The organism is Enterobacter sp. Ap-1006, assembly GCF_011752835.1.
Taxonomy (GTDB): Bacteria; Pseudomonadota; Gammaproteobacteria; order Enterobacterales; family Enterobacteriaceae; genus Cedecea.
Window position 1 is genome coordinate 245,157 of record NZ_VWWU01000004.1, and the last position, 25,946, is coordinate 271,102.

General features: G+C 54.4%; 23 protein-coding genes, 1 tRNA gene and 2 pseudogenes. 13 read left to right on the forward strand and 13 right to left on the reverse strand.

The window, feature by feature from the left end; translation table 11 throughout:
- Window positions 1-16: 16 nt before the first annotated feature.
- On the reverse strand, window positions 17-1,315 hold the full coding sequence (locus F3J28_RS14005; RefSeq protein WP_166877003.1) for a CYTH domain-containing protein: 1,299 nt from the start codon (window positions 1,313-1,315) through the stop codon (window positions 17-19).
- A gap of 235 nt (window positions 1,316-1,550) precedes the next feature.
- Between F3J28_RS14005 and F3J28_RS14010 the strand changes: the two genes are divergently transcribed.
- The gene (locus F3J28_RS14010) at window positions 1,551-2,171 is read left to right on the forward strand and encodes a TIGR04211 family SH3 domain-containing protein (protein WP_008460042.1); all 621 of its coding nucleotides are present in this window, start codon (window positions 1,551-1,553) and stop codon (window positions 2,169-2,171) included.
- 81 nt (window positions 2,172-2,252) lie between these two features.
- Complete coding sequence (locus F3J28_RS14015) at window positions 2,253-3,494, forward strand: multifunctional CCA addition/repair protein (RefSeq protein WP_166877006.1); 1,242 nt, start codon at window positions 2,253-2,255, stop codon at window positions 3,492-3,494.
- 12 nt (window positions 3,495-3,506) lie between these two features.
- On the opposite strand, the gene bacA is transcribed toward F3J28_RS14015, so the two are convergent.
- Window positions 3,507-4,328, reverse strand: a complete 822-nt coding sequence (gene bacA, locus F3J28_RS14020; protein ID WP_166877009.1) for an undecaprenyl-diphosphate phosphatase — start codon at window positions 4,326-4,328, stop codon at window positions 3,507-3,509.
- 114 nt (window positions 4,329-4,442) lie between these two features.
- Window positions 4,443-4,811, reverse strand: a complete 369-nt coding sequence (gene folB / locus F3J28_RS14025) for a bifunctional dihydroneopterin aldolase/7,8-dihydroneopterin epimerase (protein ID WP_166877013.1) — start codon at window positions 4,809-4,811, stop codon at window positions 4,443-4,445.
- Between the two features lie 107 nt (window positions 4,812-4,918).
- Between folB and plsY the strand changes: the two genes are divergently transcribed.
- Window positions 4,919-5,539, forward strand: coding sequence for a glycerol-3-phosphate 1-O-acyltransferase PlsY (gene plsY / locus F3J28_RS14030; protein WP_008460038.1), 621 nt, complete (start codon window positions 4,919-4,921; stop codon window positions 5,537-5,539).
- A gap of 78 nt (window positions 5,540-5,617) precedes the next feature.
- On the opposite strand, the gene F3J28_RS14035 is transcribed toward plsY, so the two are convergent.
- Window positions 5,618-5,848 carry a hexameric tyrosine-coordinated heme protein gene (locus tag F3J28_RS14035; protein ID WP_166877015.1) on the reverse strand — a complete coding sequence of 77 codons (231 nt, stop codon included), beginning with the start codon at window positions 5,846-5,848 and terminating at the stop codon, window positions 5,618-5,620.
- 149 nt (window positions 5,849-5,997) lie between these two features.
- Window positions 5,998-6,792, reverse strand: a complete 795-nt coding sequence (trpC, locus tag F3J28_RS14040) for an indole-3-glycerol phosphate synthase TrpC (RefSeq protein WP_166877019.1) — start codon at window positions 6,790-6,792, stop codon at window positions 5,998-6,000.
- A gap of 193 nt (window positions 6,793-6,985) precedes the next feature.
- Here trpC and F3J28_RS14045 point away from each other — a divergent pair, with 193 nt between their 5' ends.
- Window positions 6,986-7,432: a cupin domain-containing protein gene (locus tag F3J28_RS14045; protein ID WP_166877022.1), complete on the forward strand. Its 447-nt coding sequence runs from the start codon at window positions 6,986-6,988 to the stop codon at window positions 7,430-7,432.
- A gap of 44 nt (window positions 7,433-7,476) precedes the next feature.
- Here the strand turns inward: F3J28_RS14045 and tsaD are convergent, their stop codons facing one another.
- Complete coding sequence (gene tsaD / locus F3J28_RS14050) at window positions 7,477-8,490, reverse strand: tRNA (adenosine(37)-N6)-threonylcarbamoyltransferase complex transferase subunit TsaD (RefSeq protein ID WP_039300165.1); 1,014 nt, start codon at window positions 8,488-8,490, stop codon at window positions 7,477-7,479.
- A 376-nt stretch (window positions 8,491-8,866) separates the two neighbouring features.
- Between tsaD and rpsU the strand changes: the two genes are divergently transcribed.
- The 3 genes from rpsU (at window position 8,867) to rpoD (ending at window position 12,976) form a co-directional block, all read left to right on the forward strand.
- Complete coding sequence (gene rpsU / locus F3J28_RS14055) at window positions 8,867-9,082, forward strand: 30S ribosomal protein S21 (protein WP_001144069.1); 216 nt, start codon at window positions 8,867-8,869, stop codon at window positions 9,080-9,082.
- A 153-nt stretch (window positions 9,083-9,235) separates the two neighbouring features.
- Window positions 9,236-10,981: a DNA primase gene (dnaG, locus tag F3J28_RS14060; protein ID WP_008460032.1), complete on the forward strand. Its 1,746-nt coding sequence runs from the start codon at window positions 9,236-9,238 to the stop codon at window positions 10,979-10,981.
- Between the two features lie 150 nt (window positions 10,982-11,131).
- Entirely contained in the window at window positions 11,132-12,976 is a 1,845-nt protein-coding gene (gene rpoD / locus F3J28_RS14065) for an RNA polymerase sigma factor RpoD (protein WP_008460031.1), read from the forward strand.
- Window positions 12,977-13,210: 234 nt separating this feature from the next.
- Here rpoD and mug read toward each other — a convergent pair whose 3' ends face one another.
- Entirely contained in the window at window positions 13,211-13,717 is a 507-nt protein-coding gene (gene mug, locus F3J28_RS14070) for a G/U mismatch-specific DNA glycosylase (protein WP_166877025.1), read from the reverse strand.
- Between the two features lie 126 nt (window positions 13,718-13,843).
- Here mug and F3J28_RS14075 point away from each other — a divergent pair.
- Window positions 13,844-13,919 (forward strand) — tRNA-Ile (locus tag F3J28_RS14075).
- Between the two features lie 143 nt (window positions 13,920-14,062).
- On the opposite strand, the pseudogene F3J28_RS14080 reads toward F3J28_RS14075, so the two are convergent.
- The 5 genes and pseudogenes from F3J28_RS14080 to F3J28_RS14100 form a co-directional block, all read right to left on the reverse strand.
- A pseudogene (locus F3J28_RS14080) lies at window positions 14,063-14,254 on the reverse strand (DNA-binding transcriptional regulator); the annotation flags it as partial.
- Window positions 14,255-15,040: 786 nt separating this feature from the next.
- Window positions 15,041-15,363: pseudogene (locus F3J28_RS14085) on the reverse strand (DUF1889 family protein).
- A gap of 262 nt (window positions 15,364-15,625) precedes the next feature.
- On the reverse strand, window positions 15,626-16,435 hold the full coding sequence (locus F3J28_RS14090) for a CatB-related O-acetyltransferase (RefSeq protein WP_166877032.1): 810 nt from the start codon (window positions 16,433-16,435) through the stop codon (window positions 15,626-15,628).
- A gap of 154 nt (window positions 16,436-16,589) precedes the next feature.
- Complete coding sequence (locus tag F3J28_RS14095; protein ID WP_166877033.1) at window positions 16,590-18,281, reverse strand: methyl-accepting chemotaxis protein; 1,692 nt, start codon at window positions 18,279-18,281, stop codon at window positions 16,590-16,592.
- A 296-nt stretch (window positions 18,282-18,577) separates the two neighbouring features.
- Complete coding sequence (locus F3J28_RS14100) at window positions 18,578-19,027, reverse strand: cupin domain-containing protein (RefSeq protein ID WP_166877036.1); 450 nt, start codon at window positions 19,025-19,027, stop codon at window positions 18,578-18,580.
- A gap of 430 nt (window positions 19,028-19,457) precedes the next feature.
- On the opposite strand from F3J28_RS14100, the gene F3J28_RS14105 reads away from it, so the two are divergent.
- The gene (locus F3J28_RS14105; protein ID WP_166877039.1) at window positions 19,458-20,276 is read left to right on the forward strand and encodes a creatininase family protein; all 819 of its coding nucleotides are present in this window, start codon (window positions 19,458-19,460) and stop codon (window positions 20,274-20,276) included.
- A gap of 27 nt (window positions 20,277-20,303) precedes the next feature.
- On the opposite strand, the gene F3J28_RS14110 is transcribed toward F3J28_RS14105, so the two are convergent.
- Window positions 20,304-21,203: a LysR family transcriptional regulator gene (locus tag F3J28_RS14110; protein WP_166877042.1), complete on the reverse strand. Its 900-nt coding sequence runs from the start codon at window positions 21,201-21,203 to the stop codon at window positions 20,304-20,306.
- Between the two features lie 124 nt (window positions 21,204-21,327).
- On the opposite strand from F3J28_RS14110, the gene F3J28_RS14115 reads away from it, so the two are divergent.
- The 4 genes from F3J28_RS14115 to F3J28_RS14130 are packed head-to-tail and all read left to right on the forward strand — an operon-like array spanning window position 21,328 to window position 25,943.
- On the forward strand, window positions 21,328-22,335 hold the full coding sequence (locus tag F3J28_RS14115) for a BMP family protein (RefSeq protein ID WP_286178216.1): 1,008 nt from the start codon (window positions 21,328-21,330) through the stop codon (window positions 22,333-22,335).
- A gap of 14 nt (window positions 22,336-22,349) precedes the next feature.
- Window positions 22,350-23,906 carry an ABC transporter ATP-binding protein gene (locus F3J28_RS14120; protein WP_166877045.1) on the forward strand — a complete coding sequence of 519 codons (1,557 nt, stop codon included), beginning with the start codon at window positions 22,350-22,352 and terminating at the stop codon, window positions 23,904-23,906.
- Window positions 23,890-25,005, forward strand: coding sequence for an ABC transporter permease (locus tag F3J28_RS14125; RefSeq protein WP_166877047.1), 1,116 nt, complete (start codon window positions 23,890-23,892; stop codon window positions 25,003-25,005). Before F3J28_RS14120 ends, F3J28_RS14125 begins: the two co-directional genes overlap by 17 nt.
- Window positions 25,002-25,943 carry an ABC transporter permease gene (locus F3J28_RS14130; protein ID WP_166877050.1) on the forward strand — a complete coding sequence of 314 codons (942 nt, stop codon included), beginning with the start codon at window positions 25,002-25,004 and terminating at the stop codon, window positions 25,941-25,943. The genes F3J28_RS14125 and F3J28_RS14130 overlap by 4 nt, the downstream gene beginning before the upstream one ends.
- The last annotated feature ends 3 nt before the right edge of the window (window positions 25,944-25,946 follow it).

The window sequence follows — 25,946 nt, forward strand, 5'->3', positions numbered from 1 at the left end:
ATCCGTTACCAGTCTATTATTTCCCGCTGTGCAGCCAGAAAGGCGCCTGCGAGATCGCTTCGTTTCGGTAATGCTCAATTTCTATGCGCTGGCGGGTAACAATGGCGTGACGCAACCCCTGCCAGTTTTCCAGCCACGGCTGGGTTTGTGCATCGCTGTACACCCCGGCCAGCAGGCGGATTGCATCCGTTTCACGCGCCAGACGCGGTAACTGGTCTGCGTATGCATCCCCCAGCGGGCGCTGGAACGCCTCTTTTAACTCAGCCGCATGGCGGGAAAGATGCGTATCCGCGAAACGTTTAAAGGAACTATCCAGCTTCGTGCGGCCTTTCTCATCAATGAACGGCTGCCACTGGCGCTCCACCAGCCAGCGGGTCAGCGCCAGCTTAGCGCTGCTCGCCTGCGCGCTATAGACAATCACTTCGGCTTTTTCGTCACCGGCAAAGCGTGCTTCGAGCGCAATCAGCTGCTCACGTAAGTGGGTGCTCGCTTTTCTTGGAATGATGCCGCCAAAAAGCGCGAGGGCATGGCGCACCAGGCCCACGGCGTCAATCACCTGCTGCTTAGCCGCTTTCACGCCGCTAAGCCATAATTCTTCATGGTACAGCCAGTGGGCGAGCGCCAGCTCCAGAGCACCTTCCAGCCCCTGCTCAACGTTGGCTTTAGCCGGCGGATACAGCACGCCCAGCGGTTTCACTTCGCGCACCGCATCGCCCTGGGCCAGGTGATAGCCCCGTGCCGCCTTGCTCAGGCTGCCCTGGCGCAGGCCAGATTCGGTGACCAGACTTTCCGCCAGTGCCAGTAAATCCGCCGTCTCACCGCTCAGCAGCTCGAGTTCAAGCTCGCAGATGGGCGTCTGGTGCTCACCGGCTTTCACTTCACCCAGATCCAACGCCAGTTCAATGCGGCTTTCACCGTGAGTAACTACCCACTTTTCGCGCGCAAAATCCGTACTGAACAGCGGCTTCACGTCGGCCTGTAAAGTCGCCACATCCAGCCCTTCCGGCCAAACTTCTGCTGGCAGTAAAGCAAGGTCCAGCTCTGGCTTGCTTAGCGCCACGTTGTATTCAGGACGCTGATGCAGCCCGCCGGTCACTCGCCCGGCGATTTTCATCGTCATTTCGTATTGCCCCGCATCACCGCGAATACGCAGCCCCATGTCGTGGCGGCGCAGCAGGTTATCCGCCGTTTCATAATAAATATTGAGCAACTGACGCGGGTCGCTGTGCTCGCCCGGCAGGGCATTTAATTTGTCGCGCAGCGCGTCAAGCGCTGCAGGATTAACGATGAATTTAAGTTCGATTTCCTGGGCCATGTCTTCTTTACTTATGTTTACGTCACACCAGGCGATCGCCCGGCGAACTAAATAGCGTCGATTAGGTCTGTAATAGTACGACAAAATACCCTGTCGGGTAGCGAATTTGCGGTAGGGCGGGAACGCCGGGTGGTCAAATTGACATCAGGATGATTCTCATTCAGGTTTACGGATTGCGCCGTCAGACTGTTGCCACTACTATCGTTTCACACTTTATGAAAATAACGACGAAATAATGCAGAAATTACGCCTGATTTGCCTCACTTTGCTCTCCCTTAGCGTTTCCGTCGTGGCTCATGCCGAAGAAAAACGTTATGTCTCTGATGAATTAAACACCTGGGTCCGCAGCGGCCCGGGCGATAACTACCGCCTGGTTGGCACCGTCAACGCAGGGGAACAAGTCACGCTGCTGCAAAGCAACGAAGAAACCAAATACGGCCAGGTACGTGACAGCAACGGGCGTACCTCCTGGATCCCCCTCGCGCAGCTAAGCACCACCCCAAGCCTGCGTACCCGCGTTCCCGATTTGGAAAACCAGGTCAAAACGCTGACCGACAAGCTGAACAACATCGACACGACCTGGAACCAGCGTACCGCTGAAATGCAGCAGAAAGTGGCCCAGAGCGACACCGTGATTAATGGCCTGAAGGACGAGAATCAGCAGCTCAAAAACCAGCTTATCGTCGCCAAGAAAAAGGTGGATGCCGCCAACGTCCAGCTTGACGACAAACAGCGTGCCATCATCATGCAATGGTTTATGTACGGCGGCGGCGTGGCAGGGTTTGGCCTGCTGATTGGCCTGCTGCTTCCGCACATGATCCCAAGCCGCAAGAAGAAAGACCGCTGGATGAACTAACGACGGCACATTAGCCGTTGATTCCCCCTCGCATCTACACTTACCATTCGTGGTTCAATAACGGTGCCTGGGGTGTAAAGCGTGAAGATTTATCTTGTCGGTGGTGCGGTTCGTGACGGGTTATTAAAACTGCCGGTTAAGGATAAAGACTGGGTTGTGGTTGGGGCGACGCCTCAGCAAATGCTGGACGAAGGCTACGAGCAGGTCGGAAAAGACTTCCCGGTGTTTCTGCATCCGCAATCCCACGAAGAGTATGCGCTGGCCCGTACCGAAAGGAAATCGGGCCAGGGTTATACCGGCTTTACCTGCTATTCGGCCCCGGACGTCACGCTTGAACAGGATCTCCTGCGTCGCGACCTGACGATCAACGCTATTGCCCAGGATGAGAATGGCGAGCTTATCGACCCGTATAACGGCCTTGCCGATATCGAGCGTCGCCTGCTTCGCCATGTTTCACCGGCGTTCAATGAAGACCCGCTGCGCGTGCTGCGCGTGGCGCGTTTTGCTGCACGTTATGCCCATCTTAATTTCCAGATAGCGCCAGAAACACTCGTCCTGATGCGCTCCATGACGGACAACGGCGAAATTGCGCATCTCACCGCCGAACGCGTGTGGAAAGAGACGGAAAATGCGCTGACCAGCCGCAATCCGCAGGTCTTTTTTGCCGTACTACGCGAATGCGGCGCCCTGAAAGTTCTGTTCCCGGAAATCGACGCGCTTTACGGTGTCCCCGCGCCGGCCAAATGGCATCCGGAGATCGACACCGGTATTCATACGCTGATGACGCTGTCTATTGCCGCGCAGCTTAGCCCGGCGGTAGACGTGCGTTTCGCCACGCTGTGTCACGATCTCGGAAAAGGGCTGACGCCAAAGGAAAAATGGCCCAGCCACCACGGCCACGGCCCGGCGGGCGTTAAGCTTGTGGAACAACTTTGTGCTCGCCTGCGCGTACCAAACGAGATTCGTGATCTTGCCAAACTGGTCGCCGAATTCCACGACCTGATCCATACCTTCCCGATTTTGCAGCCCAAAACGGTGATCAAGCTGTTCGACTCTATTGACGCCTGGCGCAAGCCGCAGCGCGTGGAGCAAATCGCCTTAACCAGCGAAGCAGATGCTCGCGGGCGCACCGGCTTTGAGGCCAGCGATTATCCGCAGGGCAGAATGCTACGCGCGGCCTGGATTGCAGCGCAGAGCGTAACCAATAAAGAAGTGATCGAAGCAGGCTTCAGCGGCCCGGCGATTCGTGAAGAATTAACGAAGCGGAGAATTAAGGCCGTTGCGGCCTGGAAGGAAGCGAATTGCCCCCAGCCGCAAGGCTGAGGGCCGCTGCCACTAGGTGAAGATAAAGAACACCACGGCGGCAACAATAAAACGGTAAATCGCAAACGGAATAAACGAAATACGCTTGATGAGTTGCAGGAAGGTTTTGATAGCGACAAGCGCCACGATAAACGCCGTGACAAAGCCCACGGCAAACATCGGCAGATCACCCATCGTCAGGAAGCCGATGCTCTTGTAGAGATCAAGCGCCGTCGCCCCCATCATCATTGGCACCGCCAGCAGGAATGAGAACTCAGAAGCCGCATAGCGACTAACGCCCATCAGCATCCCACCGGAAATCGTTGCCCCGGAACGAGAGAACCCCGGCCAAAGCGCCAGACACTGGAAGCAGCCAATCATAAACGCCTGACGCCAGGTGATATCGTCCACGCCTACGGCACGCGGCACCTTTGGTTTCAGGCACTCGGCGGCAATCAGCAGCACGCCGCCAACCACCAGGGCATACATCACGTTAACAGGGTTAAACAGCGATTTAATGGCATCGTGAAGGACAAGGCCCAGCACTACCGCCGGGATCATGCCCAGTAAAATGTGGATCAGAGAAAGACGGCCAGTACCTACCCCTTCATGCTCAGGAGGACGGCCAAAGTGGATACCAATCAGACCAAACAGACGGCGCCAGAACATCACCACCACGGCGAGAATAGAACCCAGTTGAATAACCACTTCAAAGGTTTCCGCCGTTTGCCCCTCGAAGCCTAAAAGATGCCCTACGATGATCATGTGCCCGGTAGACGATACCGGTAGAAACTCCGTTAACCCTTCCACAACGCCAAGAATGGCGGCAATCGCCAACGTTGGTAAATCGCTCATCACTTACCCCTCATCCCGAAAAACGAACACAAAAAACGGCACACGTTTGACGCCTGCCGCAAAAGATACGTTGATAAGACCAGTGGGTCGCCGTTTGGTTTAACTTTCAGGCCATTATTTGCCTGATTTCAGATTACTGCCACGCTCGATGATGACCCCAACGTTGGTGGCCTGCGCGACGGCACCAGGCTTACTCACCTTCAGTCTAATCCACGGTGAATTAAAGCGGGCCAGCAGCAGTTCCGCCACCTCTTCAGCCACGCGCTCCACCAGCGCAAAACGCCCACCGCCGACGTGCTGCAAAACGGCTTCGCTGACATCAGCATAGCTGAGGCAATCCTTAACGTCGTCACTGCCCGCGGCTTTGCGGTTATCCCAGGCCATTTCGATATCGAACACCAGCTTCTGTTCAATGGTTTGTTCCCAGTCGTAAACACCGATAGTGGTGATTACCGAAAGTTGCTCTATAAATACAATGTCCATCACGCCCTGCCCGGTTTTTAGTCATGCCGGATACCACTTCCGGCGAAATATGCGTATTATCCACAGATGCAAAGAAGACTTCGACACTTTCAACATGGAACAGCGTTATGAGTGCAATCGCGCCTGGTATGATTCTCCTCGCGTATCTTTGCGGCTCGATTTCTAGCGCCATTCTGGTGTGCCGCATTGCCGGTCTCCCCGATCCACGCGAGAGCGGCTCCGGTAACCCAGGAGCAACCAATGTGTTACGCATTGGCGGCAAAGGTGCAGCCGTAGCGGTACTAATTTTTGATGTGCTGAAAGGCATGCTGCCGGTCTGGGCGGCCTGGGCCTTGGGTGTGACGCCCTTCTGGCTTGGCCTGATTGCTATTGCCGCCTGCATGGGCCATATTTGGCCAGTATTCTTTAAGTTTCAAGGCGGTAAAGGCGTCGCCACGGCGTTTGGCGCCATTGCACCTATCGGCTGGGATTTAACCGGCGTGATGGCGGGAACTTGGCTGCTAAGCGTACTTCTGAGCGGCTATTCTTCCCTCGGTGCCATTATCAGCGCGCTGATAGCCCCGTTTTATGTCTGGTGGTTCAAACCGCAGTTTACCTTCCCGGTGGCAATGCTCTCCTGCCTGATCCTGATGCGCCATCACGACAATATTCAGCGCCTGTGGCGAGGCCAGGAAACGAAAATCTGGGCGCGATTTAAAAAGAAAAAGAAAAAAGACGAGTCTGAATAAGACAGGATTATTCGAGCCCTGCAGAAACAACAAAGGAGTGATAAATCACTCCTTTTTTTTAGGCAAATCAGCTAAGCACTAAGCCGTCCAGTAATTATTCGCCGCAGCAATCGTCTGGAAATGAATCGCGATGACCTGAGATGACGCAATCAGCGCATCGGCATCATTCGCGTAGACCGGACGCAGCTTTTTCAGCACTTCCGGGTCCGGCTGTACGGTTTTGACTCCCCGACGGCTCAGCGTCACCGCCAGTTCATATCCTGCCTGCGGATCGCTCGTTATCAGCGTTGTTAACCATTTATCGCTCATATTGTCCCACTCATTATCGTTATTGTATAAATTGCATTTATTATGCACTTTAAGTGCACGACATTTATCAACATAATCCTGGCAAAAATCAATAAAAAAGCCCGCTATCTCAGCGGGCTTTAGGCGTGGTTTAACAAACGCTCAGCCGTTTAGCGCTCGGGGAAAAACATCGCGGCCAGTTCTTTACCCGGCTCTTCTGCCCGCATAAAAGCTTCCCCCACAAGGAAATTATTCACGTTAGCTTCGCGCAGACGAATAACATGCTCGCGCGTAGCGATGCCTGACTCGGTCACAACCATGCGATCCGCCGGCAGCTGTGCCAACAGGCTGATGGTGGTTTCTATCGTGGTCTCAAAGGTGCGCAAATTACGGTTATTGACACCGATAAGCGGCGTGGTCAACCGGAGCGAACGTTCCAGCTCATCGGCATCATGCACCTCTACCAGCACCGCCATGCCCAGCTCGTGGGCCTGCGCCTCAAGCTCCTGCATTTGGCCATCTTCAAGCGCAGAAACAATAAGCAGGATGCAATCCGCCCCCATCGCCCGGGCTTCCACAACCTGCCACGGATCGATCATAAAATCTTTGCGTAAAACCGGCAGGTCGCAGGCAGCTCGCGCCTGCTGCAGATAGGCCGCGCTTCCCTGGAAGAACTGTTCGTCGGTTAGCACCGACAAACATGCTGCCCCACCCTGCTGGTAGGAGGCTGCGATCTCTGCGGGATTGAAATTCTCACGAATTAACCCTTTTGACGGGCTGGCCTTTTTCACTTCGGCAATCACACCCGCCAGGCCTGCATCACGCTTACGACGCAGCGCGGCAACAAAATCACGGTGGTTCTGTGCAGCGGCCTGTTCGGCAAGCTGACTCAGGGAAATCGCTTTTTTGGCGGCGGCAATTTCTTCATGTTTAACGGCGATAATTTTGCTGAGGATATCGGACACAACGTTCTCCAGGTTCAGTCGGGTATTACCTTAGAGTGCCGGATCCTGAGCTGAAAGTACCGGGCTAAGGCCGCTTTCGTTTGTTGCATATTATTACACTCCAGAGATGCAGCGCGGGATGTGGGGAGCTTAAAGTGGAGAGGAACAAAAAAAACAGTTTCACCTGCAAAACACTTTTACTGAGGCCAACATCTTGAATACAACATCGCACTCAACGGCGCTGGAAGCATCGTCACAGTGGCTGCAAACGCGGCCGGGCGAAGCTTGCCTGATTCGCGTCTCTGCGGAGCAGACCGGTGGACTTTACTCGGTGGTGGAGATCGTTTCACAGCCGGGCGACGGAACGCCGCTTCACGTTCATGCCAACGAAGATGAGTATGCCCTCGTCCTCGAGGGCACAGCCCGGATTGCCTACGGGGAAAAGGTTATTGATGCCAGCGCCGGCGAATCGCTGCTGTTAAAAAGAGGTATTCCACACGCATGGGCCAACAGAACCGATAAGCCCATGCGGCTGCTAATGACCTGTACACCCGGAGGCGTTGAGCAGGCGCTGCGGCTGATTGCTGCTCAGGATATGGACCAGCTGATGGCCATTGCCGAACAACTCGCAGTGACCGTGCTGGGCCCAACGCCTTTCTAGCCCAAATAAAAAAGGAGTGGTTCCCACTCTTTTTTTCTCGTTTATCAGGCGGCGGGTAGCTCTGCCAGCGGCCAGCGCGGGCGAACGCTAACGCTCAGTTCGCCGGAAGTACCTGCTTTGAGGCGAATCATCCCGGCATAAGCAATCATGGCGCCATTATCGGTGCAAAACTCCGGCCGCGCGTAAAACACTTCGCCCCGGCGTTTGGTCATCATCTCGGCCAGCTTAGCGCGCAGAGTACGGTTGGCGCTCACACCGCCCGCCATTACAAGGCGTTTAAAGCCGGTATGTTCGAGCGCACGTTTACATTTAATGGCCAGCGTATCCACCACCGCATCTTCAAAAGCGCGAGCGATATCCGCGCGAGTTTGATCGTCCGCGTCGTTATCGCGAATAGTGTTTGCCGCGAAGGTTTTCAGGCCAGAGAAGCTGAAATCCATGCCCGGGCGGTCGGTCATCGGACGTGGGAAGGTGAAACGTCCCGGCGTGCCCTGGGCCGCCATTTTAGAAAGCAGCGGCCCGCCGGGGTAGTCAAGCCCCAGCAGCTTAGCGGTTTTATCGAACGCTTCGCCTGCCGCATCATCGATAGACTCACCCAGCAGTTCATATTTACCGATGCCGGTGACGCTGATCAATTGGGTATGGCCGCCGGAAACCAGCAGCGCGACGAACGGGAACTCGGGCGGATTGTCTTCCAGCATCGGCGCCAGCAGGTGGCCTTCCATGTGGTGGACCGGCACGGCAGGCACGTCCCAGGCAAACGCCAGCGAGCGGCCAATGGTTGCGCCAACCAGCAGCGCGCCAACCAGACCCGGTCCGGCTGTGTACGCCACGCCGTCGATATCTTTGGCGGTTAATCCAGCCTCTTTTAGGGCAGCCTGGATAAGCGGCACGGTCTTGCGAACGTGATCGCGGGAGGCCAGCTCCGGCACCACGCCGCCGTAGTCAGCGTGCAGTTTCACCTGACTATACAATTGGTTGGCTAATAACCCTTTCTCATCGTCATAAATGGCGATGCCGGTTTCATCACAGGATGTTTCGATTCCCAGTACACGCATGGCTTGTTTTACCTCTTTGGCCCGGCGCGAAGTTTAATCCCGGTGGCTTCCTTTGTATACCCTATAGCATTTGAGTTGCAGCAAGACGGCCAGGGACTGAATCCCCAGGAGCTTACTGATGTAAGTGACTGGGGTAAGGGAGTGCAGACGGTGCAGTTGCGGCTCAAAGGATGACGGGGGAGTAAAACTTTGCTGCCCCTGGACGGGACTAATGGTGTATAATCTGCGGCCCTGGAAGATACCGGCCCTAAAAGCCAGGTTTCTGGTCGTTCGGTGCTTTACAAAGCAGCAAGAGTTGCAGTAAAATTCCGCACCATTTTGAATTAAGCTGGCCTGTATGCCAGCGGCAAACCGAATTATTAAAGGTGAGAGTTACATGCCGGTAATTAAAGTACGTGAAAACGAGCCGTTCGACGTAGCACTGCGTCGCTTCAAGCGTTCCTGCGAGAAAGCAGGCGTTCTGGCGGAAGTCCGTCGTCGTGAGTTCTATGAAAAACCAACGACCGAACGTAAGCGCGCTAAAGCTTCTGCTGTGAAACGCCACGCGAAGAAACTGGCTCGCGAAAACGCACGCCGCACTCGTCTGTACTAATCTTCTGAGGATTCACTCCTCAACATCAGACTGAGTAGTAGTTATAAGGCCGTGCTTCCGAAAGGAATGCGCGGCTTATTCTCGTTTATAAACTGACATATCCCTGAGCTTTTAGGCCACCGCCTGAGAGATGACGGATATAGCATGGGGCCTATGGCTGGACGAATCCCGCGTGTTTTTATCAATGACCTGATCGCTCGCACCGACATCGTCGACCTGATCGATGCTCGCGTGAAGCTGAAAAAGCAGGGCAAGAACTACCACGCATGTTGTCCATTCCATAACGAGAAAACCCCCTCTTTCACCGTGAACGGTGATAAACAGTTTTACCACTGCTTTGGCTGTGGCGCACACGGTAACGCCCTCGACTTCCTGATGAACTACGACAAGCTCGAGTTTGTTGAAAGCGTTGAAGAGCTGGCGACCATGCACAACCTTGAAGTGCCGTACGAAGCGGGCAATGGCCCAAGCCAGATCGAACGGCACCAGCGCCAAAGCCTGTATCAACTGATGGACGGCCTGAACGCCTTTTATCAGCAGTCCCTGAAGCAGCCCGCCGCAGAACCGGCGCGTCAGTATCTGGGCAAGCGTGGCCTGAGCGATGAGGTCATTAGCCATTTCGCCATCGGCTATGCGCCACCCGGCTGGGATAATGCGCTTAAACGCTTTGGCGGCAACAGCGAAAACCGCCAGGCGCTGACGGATGCAGGCATGCTGGTCACCAACGACCAGGGCCGCAGTTACGACCGTTTTCGCGAGCGGGTCATGTTCCCGATTCGCGATAAACGCGGCCGGGTCATCGGGTTTGGTGGACGCGTGCTGGGCGATGCCCTGCCGAAATACCTGAACTCCCCGGAAACCGACATTTTTCACAAGGGCCGCCAGCTGTATGGCCTGTATGAAGCCCAGCAGAGCCAGCCGGAACCGGCACGCCTTCTGGTAGTCGAAGGATATATGGATGTGGTGGCGCTGGCGCAGTACGGCATTTCCTACGCCGTTGCTTCCCTGGGTACCTCCACCACCGCCGATCATATTCAGTTGCTGTTCCGGGTGACAGATAATGTCGTCTGCTGTTATGACGGCGATCGCGCAGGACGAGACGCGGCATGGCGAGCGCTGGAAACTGCGCTACCTTATATGACGGACGGTCGTCAGCTGCGGTTTATGTTCCTGCCCGACGGTGAAGACCCGGATACGCTGGTGCGCAAAGAAGGAAAGGACGCGTTTGAAGCGCGGATGGAGCAGGCTCAGCCGCTCTCCACGTTCCTGTTTAACAGCCTGCTGCCGCAGGTTGATTTGAGTACGCCAGACGGAAGAGCGCGGCTAAGCACGCTGGCTCTACCGCTGATTAGCCAGGTACCCGGCGAAACGCTGCGTATCTATCTGCGCCAGGAGCTGGGCAACAAGCTCGGTATTCTGGACGACAGCCAGCTTGAAAAGCTGATGCCCAAACAGGTCGAGGGGGCAACACCTCGTCCGGCGCCTCAGCTAAAACGCACAACCATGCGTATACTGATAGGGTTATTGGTGCAGAATCCGGAACTGGCTCCGCTGGTCCCGCCACTAAGCGGGCTGGATGCCGCAAAGCTGCCGGGTTTAACGCTGTTTAGCGACCTGGTTGACGCTTGCCTGGCGCATCCGGGGCTGACCACCGGGCAGCTACTGGAACAATATCGTGGCACAAATGAGGCCACAACCCTTGAAAAACTCTCGGCGTGGGACGATATAGCAGATAAGGACATTGCTGAAAAAACGTTCACCGACTCGCTGGACCATCTTTTTGAGTCGGCGCTGGAGCTGAGGTTTGAAGAATTAATGGCACGTTCCAGAACGACGGGGCTGACCCCCGCGGAACGTGAAGAAGTTCGCGTGATCACGCAATCACGCGCCAAAAAATAGATTCGCGGCTTAACTGCCGAACATTGATCGGGTCACCCCCGAACGCCGCACGGACGGGCTGCGGCATAAAAATAAATCAGCCCTCGTACGTTATTGTTGGCGGCAACGCCTACCGACACAACCCTAATACTGAAGTGTGGATACCGTCTTATGGAGCAAAACCCGCAGTCACAGCTCAAGCTTCTTGTCCAACGTGGTAAGGAGCAAGGCTATCTGACCTATGCCGAGGTCAATGACCATCTGCCGGAAGATATCGTCGACTCCGATCAGATCGAAGACATCATCCAAATGATCAACGACATGGGCATTCAGGTGATGGAAGAAGCCCCTGATGCCGATGATCTTTTGCTTGCTGAAAACTCTAACAGCACCGATGAAGACGCGGAAGAAGCGGCTGCCCAGGTGCTATCCAGCGTGGAGTCCGAAATTGGACGTACCACCGATCCCGTGCGTATGTACATGCGCGAAATGGGGACCGTTGAACTGTTAACCCGTGAGGGTGAGATCGATATCGCGAAGCGTATCGAAGACGGTATCAACCAGGTACAGTGCTCGGTTGCCGAGTACCCAGAAGCGATCACCTATCTGCTGGAGCAGTACGATCGCGTTGAAGCTGAAGAAGCACGCCTGTCCGACCTCATCACCGGCTTTGTTGACCCTAACGCGGAAGAAGATCTCGCGCCAACCGCAACCCACGTCGGCTCCGAACTCTCTCAGGAAGAGATGGACGACGATGAGGACGAAGACGAAGAGTCTGACGACGACAGCTCCGACGATGACAACAGCATCGACCCGGAACTGGCGCGCGAAAAATTTGGTGAGCTGCGCAAGCAGTACGAACTGACTCGCGACACCATCAAAGCGAAGGGCCGCAGCCACGCTGACGCCGCCGCGGAGATCCTGCAACTGTCTGAAGTGTTCAAACAGTTCCGCCTGGTGCCGAAACAGTTCGACTACCTGGTCAACAGCATGCGTGTCATGATGGACCGCGTTCGTACCCAAGAACGTATCATCATGAAGCTGTGCGTTGAGCAGTGCAAAATGCCGAAGAAAAACTTCATCACGCTGTTCACCGGCAACGAAACCAGCGAAACCTGGTTCAACGCGGCCATTGCGATGAACAAGCCGTGGTCTGAGAAACTGCATGAAGTCTCCGAAGACGTTCACCGCAGCCTGCAGAAACTGCAGCAGATCGAAGAAGAGACCGGCCTGACCATCGAGCAGGTAAAAGACATCAACCGTCGCATGTCCATTGGTGAAGCGAAAGCGCGCCGTGCGAAGAAAGAGATGGTTGAAGCCAACTTGCGTCTGGTTATTTCTATCGCGAAGAAATACACCAACCGTGGCCTGCAGTTCCTCGACCTGATTCAGGAAGGCAACATCGGCTTGATGAAAGCCGTTGATAAGTTTGAATACCGCCGTGGCTATAAGTTCTCGACTTATGCAACCTGGTGGATCCGTCAGGCTATCACCCGCTCCATCGCCGACCAGGCGCGTACCATCCGTATTCCGGTGCACATGATTGAGACCATCAACAAGCTCAACCGTATTTCGCGCCAGATGCTGCAGGAGATGGGCCGTGAGCCAACGCCGGAAGAGTTAGCCGAGCGTATGCTGATGCCGGAAGACAAAATCCGTAAAGTGCTGAAAATTGCCAAAGAGCCTATCTCCATGGAAACGCCAATCGGCGACGATGAAGATTCGCATCTGGGTGATTTCATCGAGGACACCACCCTCGAGCTGCCGCTGGATTCTGCCACCTCCGAAAGTCTGCGTTCCGCAACGCACGATGTTCTGGCTGGCCTGACAGCGCGTGAGGCGAAAGTCCTGCGTATGCGCTTCGGTATCGACATGAACACCGACCACACGCTGGAAGAAGTGGGTAAACAGTTCGACGTTACCCGCGAACGTATCCGTCAGATCGAAGCGAAGGCGCTGCGCAAACTGCGCCACCCAAGCCGCTCTGAAGTCCTGCGTAGCTTCCTGGACGATTAATCGGTGTCAAAAATTGAAAAGCTCCCGCATGGGAGCTTTTTTTTGCCTTGAATTTGCGGTTTCTCCCGTCTCCCGCAGGCACCTCTTTTTCACTTCGCTCTCCGTACACAGCTTTTAATTCCCCTTTTCCCTCTGGGAGATTATTTTCATTCCCTCTCACTCAGGGAGCCTCTTTTAATTCCCCCTCTCCCTCCGGGAGAGGGCCGGGGTGAGGGAAAACGGCAACACCAGACCCTACCGCCCACGAGCCGCCAGCGACTCATTCAGCTCTCTATAAGCCTCAGCCAGATTATCCACCGTGATGCGGCTCAAGCCGCTTGGATTAGGCAAAATCCACACCTCGGTATCACCCAGAGTAACCTCCTGCCTGCCCCACTTCGCGTCGCGCTGCCTGAACGCCTGCTCAAACGCCTGCTTGCCCAGAATCGCCAATGCTCCCGGCTGGTACTCCTGCATCTTTGTAATCAGCTCTCGCCCGCCAGCACGCAGCTCCTGCAGTGCCACTTCGTTTGCCTGCACGGTTGGCCGCTCCACCAGTTTCGTCACGCCGCAGCCGTAGGAAAGCAACAGCTGCGCCTCTTCAGGCTTGAGCTGGCGGTCAGTAAAACCCGCAAGATGGAGCACCTTCCAGAAACGGTTGGCAGGATGAGCAAAAGGCAGCCCGAGATGAGCGGATGATTTTCCCGGATTAATGCCGCAAAACACGACCCGAAGGTCCGGCTGAAGGATATCGCTAACCATTGTATTTCTCAGCTGAATGAATCGAATGGGAAGTATAAGGGATTGATTAGCCATTGTTTATAAAATAAGCACACGCCACTTAAGCGCTGGATCGCCATCGACAGTTACATTATAATTCAGCGCCACGGCCCCTTAGCTCAGTGGTTAGAGCAGGCGACTCATAATCGCTTGGTCGCTGGTTCAAGTCCAGCAGGGGCCACCAAATTTTAGCTTTAAAAGCATATGATTAAGCCACTCTAGCGAGTGGCTTTTTTATTTGTATTTTTCAGTGGCGATAAAATGGCGATGGATATCACGCATGATCGCCCTAACAGACAACAAAGAACCCGCACTCGGCGGGTTCTTCTACATCCAGAGCAGGTCCTGGCCGCCTGGTGATAGGTGGGGTGGAGCGTGGTTTATATTGCCAGGGGTCACAATAAATCTTTCTACTGACTCCATCGTCACAAAGGTACAACTGCAATTGATGTTAGTGCATTGGTGATAACGCTCTTTAGTGTTTTCACTCAGATAACGACTAGTGCGAGCGTGCGCTGCTGACCTGTTGCCCGTTAATTAACTCGCTACCAATCTACACCACCGGTGTTTTTATCTCATGCCATATTACAAAAAATTGAGTTAGCACCTTATGTGTACAATATTGAACAACTATAATTAAAATATCTGAAATCCAAATCACCGAGAGATTGCATACCATGAAAATGTTACAAATATGTTCCATTTTAATAATATTAGTGGCTGGAGATGCTGTTGCGGATCGCTGTCAAGCAAATATAACTGGCGGGCAGGACTGCACCTATGATGATGGAACAACCTCAACCAGCAGTTCTAATATCACAGGAGGGTATGACACGACTTATAGCGATGGAAGAACATCGAGAAGTAGTTCTAATATCACAGGAGGGTACGATACGACTTATAGCGATGGAACAACATCGAGAAGTAGCTCTAATATCACAGGAGGGTATGACACGACTTATAGCGATGGAACAACATCGAGAAGCAGTTCTAATATCACAGGAGGATATGACACTAACTATAGTGATGGGAGAGCTTCGAGAAGTAGCGCTAATATTACAGGAGGGTTAGATACAACGAATTATTAATACCACGAATGTAAATAATCATCATAAACCTAACAAAAGAACTACTCACGCATTCATATATTTCCTCCAAACTAGAAAAAAGACGGGCATCCGCCCGCCTTGTTTTATTCCGGTTTAACCGGCTACTTGGTATCCGGTACTTTGGAGATGTCAACCCTGTTCAACGCCTAACGTATTTCGGCAACTTTTTGCTGCTTCGGACAACAAAGTCGTCAGCTCACACCAGCGCCCGGAGCTCTTCCTTCATGTAGGCAGAAAAGTATTCAGGGTTTTTAATCACGAGGCGGTTACCGGACTCAACCTTATCCGCCCAACCAGCAACTTTTTTCGTGAAGTCGGTATTCCATCCCTCCTGAACACCACGAGCCGTAACGTCGGCAGCACTTGCCGGGACGCCCAATTGCTTCAGATACCTAAACATTCCCTTCGCGGTGCTCTCATCCATAGGGTGTGGCACGGAGGCCGAGGTGTTCATACCACCAATGAAGTCTAACGCTTTATCAATCGCTGTTGGCATAATTTATCCTTAAAATTAACCACTTAATCAATAAGACTGTGACAAGCGAGATCAAATGTAACATTAATCAAACTTCATTTTTTCAGGGTCAGTCACGTTTATGACCAGTACAAAGGGTTCTTTCCTTCCCGCCAGCCCTATTTCCGTTGTTTTATCACTCAAAGCCGGCATGGTGAAGAACATGCCAGCCTGTAATATCGAGCGGGAAAGGCAATGATTGATAAACGTTCCCAGAGGGTCGCAGAAACGAAAAATAAAGCCTCACGACAATGAGCAGTCGCAAAATTAAAGCGTCTTAAAGTCTTTAGAAAGATCGAATTTCTTATACTCTTTTACCTTCAATCTTCCACTGGCAATCCCATCACTAATCTCTTTAATAAAATAATCGATATCGTCACATTTATTATTATCAGGAAGTTCTGGGTAGTTATATTCCCACCATTTCAAATGTAATAACTCATTAATTACATCAGCATTAAAACGGTATTTAATTACCCTGGCTGGCACACCTGCAACAACGGCATAAGGAGGCACATCCTTTGTCACCACAGCGTTTGCAGCAATAACTGCGCCATCACCGATGGTAATTCCCCCTTTTAAAACCACATCATTGCCGATCCAGACATCGTTGCCTATTACAGGATTTTTTTGCGTCGTATCAAACGGTTTTAATACCCACTCCTGATTAAATTCAGCCCTGGCATATTTATCAAATCCCCCGTTGTAGGTCAGCATATGTGTGGTAAATCTGTCCATGGGATGATTGCCTCCCATCACCTTCACATTCCCAGCAATACTGCAGAATCTGCCGATGACAGTATTGCCTGAAAAATGGCAACTTGGAAATGAAAACGCGCCCACGCTGGAAAAATTACGTATCGGCATAGTGGAATACTCTTCGGCGATAACATTATCATCAATTTTTATTTTATCGCCTTTGACGAAACGCAATAAACTTCTCTCTTTATAAACCTTCCTGCCTTTGTGACCTAAAAATATCTTATTATCCGCACAGTACTCATAATGTCTTTTTGTCCATCTAAAGGTATAACCATTATTATTTTCTTCAGTAAATTTAAATAATTCGCTTTTCATATTCTCAACATTTATAAGATTGGCACTATGTTAAAAATAAAGATATCCCACCCACCTGTTTTTATCAACTTTGCAGAACGAGGTGAATTTAACCTAAAAACAGTAAGGCCCGAGTAAACTCAGGCCTTAGTTTTAAAACAGCTTACGGCAGATTTTAGAATTGCTCCCAGTTATCTAAACTGCCACCGTTCGCGGCAAGCTCTGGCCTGCGAGTGGTAGAAGCCGGTGCGGGTTTAGCCTGGCGGGCGTTGGCTGCGGCAATGACCTGCCCGGTATTGAAGATACTCATCAGCTGCACCAGCCGAGTAGCCTGATCGCTGAGGCTCTCAGCGGCGCTGGCAGACTCCTCCACCAGCGCAGCGTTCTGCTGCGTAACCTGATCCAGTTGAGTGATCGCCACGTTGATCTGCGCAATCCCCTGCCCCTGCTCTTCCGTCGTCACGCCAATTTCAGAAATAAGCCCGGCCACGCGGTGCGACTGTTGCACCAGGTCATCGATCGTCGTTCCCGCCGAACTCACCATATCCGATCCTTTTGTTACCGTACGCATGCTGTCCTCAATCAGGGCTTTGATCTCACTGGCCGCCGAAGCAGAACGCTGCGCCAGCGAGCGAACCTCCCCGGCAACTACTGCAAAACCGCGCCCGGATTCCCCTGCACGAGCGGCTTCCACGGCAGCATTCAGCGCCAGAATGTTAGTCTGGAATGCGATGCCGTCAATAACGCTAATAATGTCGCCAATTTTCTGTGAGCTTTCGCTAATTTCACGCATCGTCAGCACCAGATTATTAACGGCATTCCCGCTTTGCGTGGCCGTTTCGCTGGCAGAGTTGGCCAGGCGAGTCGCAGTGCGCACCGTCTCAGCATTCTGCTGAATTGTCTGGCTCATTTGCTCCATCGAAGCGGCCGTTTCCTGCAGGCTGGCCGCTTGCTCTTCAGTGCGCTGGCTGAGATCGGTGCTGCCAGCCGCAATCTCGCTGGCACCCACGGAGATAGAATGGCTGCTGTCTCGCACTTCACGCACAACCCCGAGCAGACGGCTACGCATCTCATCCATAGCCGCGAGCAGACTTCTGGTGTCCCCTTGCTTCAGTTCAACGGCGGTATTGAGCTGCCCCTCAGAAACTTGTTTTGCCACGGAGACGGCATAAACGGGCTCGCCGCCAAGCTGGCCTTTCACCGCTCGCCCGATGCTCCAGGCAATCAAAGAGCCAATCACGGCACTGATAATCGTAATAATCAACAACAAGTTACCGGCAAAATGAGCCTCCTCCACATAGCCACGGGCCATACCCACCGTGCTACCGGAATGATCGCTAATCATCTCGCTGAGCGCATCGAGTACTCTGGCCTGGGGGCCAACCACTTCGCTGATGACTAACGCGCGGGCGGCATCATACTGCCCCGCCGCGCTGACGCTCATCACCTTACGAAGCGCCTGAGAGTATGCCGGGCGAACATTGTTCAGGTTGTCGAACAGCTCGCGAGAATGCTTAAGCCTCAGCGCCTTATCCAGCTGCTTCAAGAGAACGTTGTTGTCCGCGATACGCTTTTCGAGCACCAGGTTGGTTTTTGTAATGTAGTCCCGACTCTCGGCTTCGGTATGCGGCAGCGTGGTGAACAACGCCATATCACGAATATCGTGGGCATTGTCCGTAATATTATCCTTAATCTTTACGATCAGCAGCAAATTCACCAGCCGGACATTGGCTGCATAATTAAGGTTATTTCCAACAGAAACCAACTGCATTCTGGCAAATAATGCGACAAAGAATCCAATAGCGATGACCAGCGCAAAGCCAGCCCCCAGCATGGTACTAAGGCGCATATTCTTCAGTTTGTTCATAAATCCCTCTGAGCTTTAGTGGTTATATCGCAGGCAATAAGAGGAGGTAATTGGTAGAAATCACATCAACGGTTGCGACGGTGTTTTTTGAATTATCGATTTTTTATCGGCAGCCTGAGAGACTTCTTTAGCCATTATTTATAATGGTCTGGCTACATAAAATAATGACAAGGAGATGACAAACAATGAACGAATTAATATTCTAAAACTGAATTAAAACTACTATTTTTAGGCGTAGCAGCCCCGTCCATTCTATGGTTAACGGGGCTGAAATTAGTGCTTTATCTGTGCCGGAATTATTTATCTGCGATGAAGCGATCGTCGTCACCCACCGGGATATAAACGCGCACCCATTCCTTCCCATCAACGATATCCCAGCTGTGGCCTTCGCCTGCAGTATCCGCCGCAAGCAGCACTGTGCCTGGTTCGATGATGAACGTGGAGCCGTCGCTAACCTTAAACTTCAGCTTGCCTTTCAGGGTAACCACGTACTGCTTTTTCGGTGCCGGATGCACCCCTTTCTGCCACTCTTCAAAGGTATTACTGAAATAGAGATTTTCAGAAGAGAGCTTCGCCAGAGAGGGAATTGAACCTTTTACAAACGCAGAGTTATTATCAGCCGTGTTAATTAATTTTATCGCTGGAATACGGTGTTCGCTGGCATCTGTCTTTGTGGTTTCGGCATATCCAAACATTGAAACAAGTAAACCTGTGGTGGCCAACATAAGCCGTGTTATTTTTTTCATGATCGTGTCCAGGGTTAATTTCAGCCAGCACTTTTTCGGTGATTAAATCACCGTGGCAAAAAAACAAAATTCCAGGCTAGTACATCAGAGGTAATCAACTTCGTCAATATCATGTACGGCAAGTTTATTTAGTTAATAAATTAAACATACATAAAGAAAATAATTATGTGTAAACACCTCACTGTTCCTTAATTATTTATTTAAATCGAACACAAAATAACTTCCCTTTAAGCTAAAAAAGAATGATTAAGAACTAAATAAGCTAAATACAGCCCGTGATACCCCCAATTTAGCTTACGGACAGGGAAAAATAGCCTTCGTCGTTATGACTGTTCAAAATTCCGTTCTCAAAAAGGCAACGCAACGCGCCATTTTTGCTGCTTTAACGATACCGCTGAGTATGGCAGCTTGAAGGAAAAGGAGACACCCTATGAAACTGCCCTCTTCCCCCTGGTGGTGGGATCTTTCCACCCGCGAATTCAGCGAGCTGGAGATGCACAATATTGTCGCGGTGTTGCCCGTTGGCGCCGTGGAACAGCATGGCCCCCACCTTCCGGTGCGGGTCGATGCCGCTATCAATGCCGGTATTATCCAGCGAGCGGTAGAACATCGCCCCGCAGGCCTGCCCGTGCTGTTCATGCCCGCGTTACCCATCGGCAAGTCTGACGAACATCTGGCTTACCCCGGCACGCTCACGCTGCCTTACGAAGTGCTGGGTCAGGTGTGGTTTGAAGTGGCCAAAAGCGCATGGCGCGCGGGCGTCCGCAAAATCATTTTCTGGAATTCCCACGGCGGGCAGCCTCAGCTAATGGAAATCATCTGCCGTAAGCTACGTGTGGAGCTAGGGATGTTGGCCGTGGGTGCCAGCTGGTTTCGCACCATTGATACGGCCGATCTTTACAGCGAAGCAGAGCGCCAGCACGGCATTCATGGTGGGGAATCCGAAACCAGCGTGATGCTACACCTCCATCCTGATTTAGTGCACATGCAGCATGCCGATAATTTTGTCTCGGCTTCGGTCGCGATGGAAGCCAAAGGCGGCATCCTCACGCCGGAAGGCGGCATCAGCTTCGGCTGGATGGCCCAGGATCTGCACCCATCGGGCACCACGGGGAACGCCGTCGGCGCCGATGCTGTACGAGGTGACATTGAAGTAGACCGTGCCGCCCGCGCGCTACTTCAGCTAATCGACGAGGTCAGCCAGGCCGATCTCAACCTGCTGACCCCACACACCGCTTTTAGTCGCTAAATACTCCGCCCGACTTCCCGTTGGGCGCTACGCCATCTGCAGCATCATGCCTTTTAGCGTTTCGGCCAGCACGCTACCGATGGCGCTGGTGCCCCGATCGTGGCCAATGAGCATCAGCGTTTGCGTTTGCTGCCCCAGCTCACGCACCGGAATATAGACCAGCCGTCCGCTCCGCAAATCGGTTTCGATATCAAACGGCGTCAGGAACGTCAACGCCTGGTCCATCATCGCCGACTGCCGCATAACCTCAATGGAGTTGGTTTCAATCACCGGCTGCAGCGCCACCATCGCGCGGGCGAATACGTCGTTCAGGTAAGGCCGAATCACCGTTGAATCATCAGCGATGACCATGGGGTGCGGCATGCAATCGCTTAACCGCAGGCTGCTTCTGTCCGCCAGCGGATGCCCCGGTGCAACGACCGCGCCAAGCCTGCCCGTCACGCTGGCAATACTGCGCAGCGCCGAACGCATTTCAAAATCAAAGCCAAGCCCCAAATCTACGTCGCCAGATGCCACCGCACCGGTAATGTCCTCGCCGCGAGTCATCTGCTGCAGGCGCAGCTTTACTCGTGGGTTAGCGCGGCGGAAATCAGCGGCCGCCCTCGGGATCAGGTTAGCCGCCAGCCCGCTCATCATCGCCACCGTCACTTCGCCACGCCGCAGCCCCTTTAGCTCCTCAATTTTAATCTGCGCCCATTCAAGCTCTTTAAAGCTCTGGCGGACATGGTGAATCAGCGTTTCACCCGCGGCCGTGAGGATCATTTTACGCGGTAGACGCTGGAACAACGGCGTGCCCAGCTCTTCCTCCAGCGCCAGCAGTTGGCGGTTGATCGCCGACGCGGAAATATGCAGGCGTTCTGCGGCCTTACGGATCGAACCGCTGCGCGCCACCTCATCAAGATAAACCAGTAAACGATATTTCAGCATCAGGGCTCCTGCGTTGCCTAAAAGGCATCGGTGAGTACGAAAATACGTGCTTTTAAGATATCGCTAAGCGCGGCATAACTGAAGCCATCAGCACTTCTCCATCAACCCTTTTGGGAGAGAAATAATGGCAGGCATCACCCGCAGAAACTTCGCAAAAATGCTGGCAGGCGCCGTGGTATTACCGGTCCTCGCCCCCGTCATGTCACGCTCTGCCCTGGCGGCGACGAAAGAATTCAAAGTGGCGCTGCTGCTGCCGGGCACCATTTCAGACGGCGGCTGGAACTCTCTGGCGTACCAGGGCCTGCAAAGCCTGAAAAAATCCGGCATCAAAGTGGCCTGGAGCGAAAGCGTGCCGCAGGCACAAATGGAACAATCGATCCGCGGCTATGCGGACGATGGCTACAACCTGATTATCGGCCATAGCTTTGAGTACGGCGCGGCGTTCACTGAAATTGCGCCGGACTACCCCGATACCGATTTTTTTGCCTCCACCTTTAAACCCGCAGAGGCAGCGCCAAAGAACGTCGAGTACATCAATCTGGCCTATATCCAGGCCGCGTATGCCGCAGGCGCGCTGGCCGCGTTGATTTCTGACAAAGGCAAAGCCGTGGGTTTTGTGGGCGGCGGCGATAACCCAACCCAGCAGGGCATGATGCGCGCCTTCATTCTCGGAGCGGAAAAAACACGTTCTGGCATCAAGGGCCTTGGCGTTGTGACCGGCGATTACGGTAACGCGGCAAAAGGGCGAGAGGCCGCTACGGCCATGATCACCAATGGCGCAGACGTTATCTGGCATGCCGCTGACGTCACCGGCCTCGGTGCGCTTCAGGGGGCGATTGCCGCGAATGTTAAAGCCATCGGCTGTTACACCGACCAAAAAGCGGTCTCCCCGGCCCACATCGCCTGCAGCTTCAAGCAAAACGTGGACTGGGTGGTGGAACAGGTCGGCAGCGCGGCGGCAGGCCATGCCTTTAAAGGCGGTGAAGAGTGGGCGCCCAGCGTCGCCAAAGCCTGGTCGGTAATTTACGGCGATGCCTCCCACAACGCCATCTTAGTGAGCGACAGCGCCTGGCAAGCCTTCCAGAAAATCTGGCAACAGCTTGATACCGGCGCGTTATCCGCCACCGCCTGACCCGGAGCCAACAGATGAACATAGCTGCGCCAGAGGTACGGGTGGCGTTAAATCGCATCACCAAGAGGTTTGCCCGCGTCACCGCCAACGACAACGTCTCGATGACCATCGAAGCCGGTGAGATCCACGCCCTGCTGGGCGAAAACGGCGCAGGAAAAAGTACCCTGATGCAAATCCTCTACGGCCTTTATAAGGCCGATGAGGGCGATATTGTGGTGGCGGGCAAAAGCGTGAAGTTTCGCGACCCGAGTGACGCCATCGCCTGCGGCATCGGTATGGTTCATCAGGAATTTATGCTAGTGCAGCCGATGACGGTGGTCGAAAACGTAGTGCTCGGCCTGAAAGAAAACGCCAGCGGCGTGCTCAATCTCAAGGCCGCCGCCGCCAGGCTACAGGCGCTGTCGGACAAGCACGGCCTGGCCATTGACCCCTGGGCGCAGGTGCAGCACCTTTCCGTTGGCGTGCAGCAGCGGGTGGAGATCCTCAAGCTGCTCTACCGTGACGCACAGGTGCTAATTCTGGATGAGCCTACGGCGGTGCTCACGCCGAAAGAAAAAGAAGGCCTGTTTGCCACGCTGAAATCTCTCTGTGCTGAAGGACGATCCGTGGTGATCGTAACCCATAAGCTCTATGAAATCATGGCGATTGCCCGCCGTGTTTCCGTCATGCGGGCGGGAAAAATGGTGGAAACCGTGTCGGTGTCTGACACCTCTGAAACCGATCTGGCTCGCCGCATGGTTGGCCGAGATGTTGTGCTGCGCGTAGAGAAAACGCACTGCAAGCCTGGCCGCAACGTGCTGCACGTGGACAGCATCGCCCTGCGCGACGAAACCGGGCAGCAAAAAATCTGGCGCGCATCGCTTAAGGTCGCGGCGGGCGAGATTCTGGGCATTGCTGGCGTGGAAGGTAACGGCCAGTCGGAGCTGGCAAGTGCCCTGCTCAACCTGATGCCGATCGAAGCCGGGCGTATTCTGCTGGAAGGGGAAGATATCTCCGACGCTACGCCCGCCCAACGCCGCCAAAAAGGCATCGGTTTTATTCCCGCTGACCGCCGGGAAGTTGGCTCGTTTATCACGCTTTCGCTGGAAGAAAACGCCATGCTGGGCTCCCAGCGCAGCTTCACCAAAGCCAAAGGCTGGCTGCTGAATCGCCTGAAGATCGCCCGCCACGCCAAAGCGATCATTGCCCGTTTTGACGTTCGCGCCCCGGACGCCCAGTTCGAAGCGGGCAAGCTGTCAGGCGGCAACCTGCAAAAGCTTATCCTCGGGCGCGAAGTTGCGCAGAACCCCAAATTACTGATTGTTGAACAGCCTACGCGCGGGCTGGACGTCGGCGCCGTTGAAGCCGTTTGGGCGGGCCTGCTGGCAGCGCGGGATAGCGGCTGCGCGATTGTGCTGATCTCCGCCGAACTCGAAGAAATTCTCAACCTCTCCGACCGCATTGCCGTGATGTACAACGGCCAAATCGCGGGCGAGATGGAGGCGGCACACGCCACGCCAGCCCTCCTTTCTGAACTGATGGCCGGTGGCAGCCCGACTCACGCGGAACCGCAGCATGACAAAGTGGCTTGAACGACGCCTTTCTCCAGCACAATCCCCCTCGGCGCTGGCGATAACCAGCTTCGGCGGCATTCTCGCGGCGTTTATCGTCGGCGGTCTGCTGTTTTTGCCCTTCGGCGCGAATCCCCTGAACGCTTATGGCTTCCTGTTTAGCGAGGCCTTTGGCTCCATGCGCGGCTTTGGCCTGAGCCTGGTGCAGGCCACGCCGCTGATGCTTATCGCGTTGGCCACGCTGGTCATCTGGCGAGCGGGGCTGGGCTACATCGGCTTTGAAGGCTGCTTCCTGGTCGGCGCAGCGGCGGCAAGCTGGATAGCGCTTTCCGGCACGCCGCAGGGCCTTCCCTGGAAACTGCCGGTCGAACTTTACTGGCCGCTTGTCCTGCTGGTGACGTTTGTCGCTGGCGCTCTCTGGGCAGGCTGGGTTGGCGCCCTGCGCGTTCGCTTTGGCGGTAACGATGTCCTGATTTCGCTGATGGCAAATTATGTCGCCATTTTTTTAGTGCAGTACCTGGTGTCCGGCCCAATGCGCGCGCCGGGCGACCTGCCGCAAACGCCCCGCCTGCCGCAGGACACCTGGCTGCCGTTTGTGCTCAGCGGGATGAAAACCCACTGGGGCATCGCCATCGCCATTATTGCCACTCTGTTCACCTGCTGGCTGATGCGTAGCACGCCTGCAGGCTACGAAATCAGCCTGGCCGGACTGAATCCAAAAGCGGCCCGTTACGGCGGCGTAGACGTTGCCCGTCGCCAGATGAGCGCGGTTTATCTTGGCGGCGGCTTTGCGGCACTTGCCGGGCTGTGTGCGGTACTTGGCGTACAGCACCGCCTGATGGACGGTATTTCCGGCGGCGTCGGCTTTATCGGTGTCGTGGTCGCTCTGCTGGCGAGGCTGAATCCGCTGCTGGTGATCCCTACCGCAATCTTGTACGGCGGGTTACAGGTGGGTGGCGGCGCCATGCAGCGAGAAACCGGCCTGCCCACTTCGGTGGTGCTGATTCTGCAAAGCCTGGTGGTGCTGATGATCCTGGCGGGCGACGTTCTGCGCTATTACCGCCTTCGCCTGCCGAGCCGCCCCGTCACGCAGGATGCTTTAGTGGAGAAAAAATCATGAGCGCCATGACGCACCTTGATACCGCCTTTTTCATCGGCTGGCTGGCCGCGGCTATTCGCCTTGCAGGCCCGGTCTTACTTGCGGCTCTCGGCGAGATCTACGCCGAACGCGCAGGCGTCCTTAACATCGGGCTGGAAGGCACTATTTTGCTGGGTGCGCTCAGCAGCTATCTTGCAGCCGCCTATACCGGCTCAACGCTGGTTGGCTTCTTTGCGGGCGGCGTGGGCGGCCTGCTGGTCGGCGTATTACTGGCCGCCCTGTATTTACGCGCCCACGCCAGCCAGATTGTGGTGGGGATTGTCTTTAATATCCTGGCGGCGGGCCTGGCCTCCTGGCTTTATTCCCTGACCATCGGGGCTAGCGGTACGGCGGCGATCCCGATGTTTGCTGCCTGGCCGGTGCCGCTGCTGTCATCCCTGCCGTTTATCGGCCCGGTACTTTTTACCCAACCCTGGCCACTCTATCTCACCCTCACCCTGGTGTTTGTCGCTCAGTTTGGCCTGTTCCATACCCGCTTTGGCCTGGCGCTGCGCGCCGTGGGTGAAAACCCGAAAGCGGCCCATGCCGCCGGGCTTAACGTACTCAAACTGCGCACCTGGGGCGTGCTGTTTTCCTGCCTCGGGGCGGGGCTTGCCGGCAGCTATCTGGTCACCGCGCAAATCGGCCTGTTCCGCGACAACGTTGTTAGCGGCCAGGGCTTTATCGCCTTAGCTATCGTGATTTTTGGCCGCTGGAGTCCGCTGAAAGCCCTGCTAGCCGCCTTTATTTTTGGCGCTGCCGATGCGCTGCAGCTCTCTTTGCAGGTCTTCGAAAGTTCGCTGCCGCCGCAGGTTCTGCTGGCGCTGCCGTACCTGCTCACTATTTTGGCGATGTCCGGCGTGGTGGGGCGAACCATTCAGCCTCGCGCCCTGACGCAGCCTTACCGCAAGGAGTCATAACCG